The 2,633-nt window shown below is 75.4% G+C and carries 2 protein-coding genes; both read left to right on the top strand.

Translation table 11 applies throughout. The annotated features are described in order from the left end of the window. A partial coding sequence (locus ACTUAL_RS28625) for a LysR family substrate-binding domain-containing protein (RefSeq protein WP_440902417.1) occupies positions 1 to 585 on the top strand: 585 nt, incomplete at its 5' end. Between the two features lie 194 nt (positions 586 to 779). Beyond that, on the top strand, positions 780 to 2,447 hold the full coding sequence (locus ACTUAL_RS28620) for a protein kinase domain-containing protein (protein WP_440902416.1): 1,668 nt from the start codon (positions 780 to 782) through the stop codon (positions 2,445 to 2,447). The last annotated feature ends 186 nt before the right edge of the window (positions 2,448 to 2,633 follow it).

Here is a 2,633-nt window from a genome sequence, read left to right as displayed (position 1 = left end):
GCGTCGCTGACCGTCGGGACGCTCGGCGCGAGCGGGGCGGGCGGGGCGCGGTTGGCGGAGGCGTTCCGGGAGCGGCACCCGGCGGTGCGGATCGTGCTGCGGGAGGCGGACTTCACCGACCCGACCGCCGGGGTCCGGGGCGGGCTGGTGGACGTCGCGCTGGCCAGGACCCCGTTCGACCCCACCGGGATCGGCACGCGCGTGCTGCGGCTGGACCCAGTCGGGGCGGTGCTGCGCGCGGACGACCCGCTGGCGGGGCGGTCGTCGCTGACGGCGGCGGACCTGGTGGACCGGCCGTGGTTCCGGCTGCCGGACGGGGTGGACCCGGCGTGGCGGGCCTTCTGGAGCGGGCCGGGCGCTCGGGAGGGGGCGGTGGTGCGGACGGTGGCCGAGTGCGCGCAGGCCGTGCTGTGGAACGGGTCCGTGGGCATCGCGCCGCTCGGTGAGCCGCTCGGGCGCGGGCTCGCGTGGGTGCCGCTGGCCGACGTGCCGCCGAGCCCGCTCGTGGTGGCCTGGCGCGAGGGCGGGCGCGATCCGCTGGTGCGGTCGTTCGCGCGGATCGCGGTCGAGGTGTTCCGGGGCTGAGACCCAGGGCGCGCACGGTCCGTGCACGTCGTTCACGCGGGGTCGTCCTCCTTGCGGCGCAAGGGTTTGCCCGGTGTCCGAGGGGTGCCCGCGGACGTGCGCCGGACCGGTGCTCCTCACCGCCCGTGCGCGACGTAGAGTGGCCTGCGCCTCGTCGGTGGGGCACGACGAGTCCGGTTCCGAAGGGGAATGCCGTGAAGCCGCTTGGGGCCTCCGATCCTGCCGCCATCGGCAGCTACCGCGTCTTGGCCGAGCTGGGGCAGGGCGGCATGGGGCGCGTGCTCCTGGGCGCCGGGCCGGACGGCAGGCTGGTGGCGGTCAAGCTGGTCAGCACGGCGCTGGTCGGGGACGCCGAGTTCCGGGCCCGCTTCGCGCGCGAGGTCGCGGCGTCGCGGCGGGTGTCCGGCGCGTACACGGCGGCCGTGGTCGAGGCCGACCCGGACGCCGAGGTGCCGTGGCTGGCGTCGGTGTTCGTGCCGGGGCCGTCGTTGCAGCAGGCCGTGGCGACGGCCGGTCCGCTGCCCGAGGAGTCCGCGCTGCGCCTGGCCGCCGGGCTCGCGACGGCGCTGCTGGAGATCCACCGGGTCGGGCTGGTGCACCGGGACCTCAAGCCGTCGAACGTGCTGCTGACCGACGACGGTCCGCGCGTGATCGACTTCGGCATCGCCAAGGCCGTGGACGACCCGAACAGCCAGTTGACGCACACCGGTTCGCTGGTGGGCTCCCCCGGTTTCATGTCGCCGGAGCAGATCGAGACCGGCATGGCGGGCGCGGCGGGCGACGTGTTCTCGCTGGGCGCGGTGCTGGCGGCGGCGTGCACCGGGCGGAGCCCGTTCACCGGGTCGTCCACGTTGCAGACGCTCAACAACGTGGTGGGCGTGCGCGCGGACCTGACGACGCTGCCGCCGCGCGTGCGGCACATCGTGGAGCGCTGCCTGGAGCGCGACCCCGGCGCCCGGCCGACGCCCGCGCAGGTGCTGGAGCTGGCGCGGCCGATCCCGCCGTCGCCCCGGCCGTGGAGCCCCGGCGTGCACCGGATGATCGCGGAGCAGCGGGCGCAGGTGGAGCGGGTGCTGGCCGGGCAGCCGCCGGTGCCGCCGGTGACGGCCGCCGAGCTGACCGCGCCGGTCGCGATGACGCGCATCCAGCTCAAGCCGGTGTTCGACGGGCCCGAGGGCCGCGCCGCCGAGCCCGACGACCGGACGCCGCCGCCGGGGTCGGGGTACCGGTGGGGCACGGTGATCGCGGCGAGCGTGGCGGTGGCCGCGCTGGCGGCGGCGGCGACGATGGTGTTCGTCAACTGGAACCCGACCCCGACGGCGGCGGGCAAGCCGTCGTCCTCCGCCCCCGCGCCCGCGTCCTCGTCGGGCCCCGTCCCGTCGTCCGCGGCGAGCAGCGCGACGACGACCACGACGACCACGTCCACCCCGCCGCCGGAGCCGGTGAAGCAGGATTTGTGGCTGTACTGGAACAGCGACCTCCAGGACAACGCGACCTGCCTGAACGAGGGCTGCCTCGTGGGCGGGCCGGGGTACGCCCCGGCGCAGCTGGAGGGCAAGGTGCTGTCGGCCCCCGCGGAGGGCGCGGTGCCGCTGCGCTCGATGTGGCACCCGGAGCGCGGGGACGTGGCGGTGTGCGGGACGGACGAGTGCGTGGCCCAGCAGGAGGCCGTGGGCTACGCGCCGCTGCGCGTGGAGGGCTACGTCCTCTCCGCCCAGGCCCCCGGCACGGTCCCGCTGCGGTTGTACTGGCACGAGGGGCGCGGGGACAACGCGCTGTGCGGGTCGGACAAGTGCGCCGCGGACCAGGAGGCGGTGGGGTACGTGCTGATCCGCACCGAGGGGTTCGCGTACCCGGCCTGAGGCTGGGCCGGGCGACGGTCGAACGTGGGCCGCGCTTGCCCTGCGGGGCGGGCGCGGCTATTTTGTTGAGTGAGCGCAACGATTGTTTTGCCCGCACACGACACATTTGTGCGGAAAACGGGCGCGTGCGACTCGAAACTTTGAGCGAGTGATCATGGTCACACTTTGTGTGCGTATCCGATCCTT

This window comes from Actinosynnema sp., from assembly GCF_052038725.1.
This window is presented reverse-complemented; position numbering and strand designations above follow the sequence as displayed.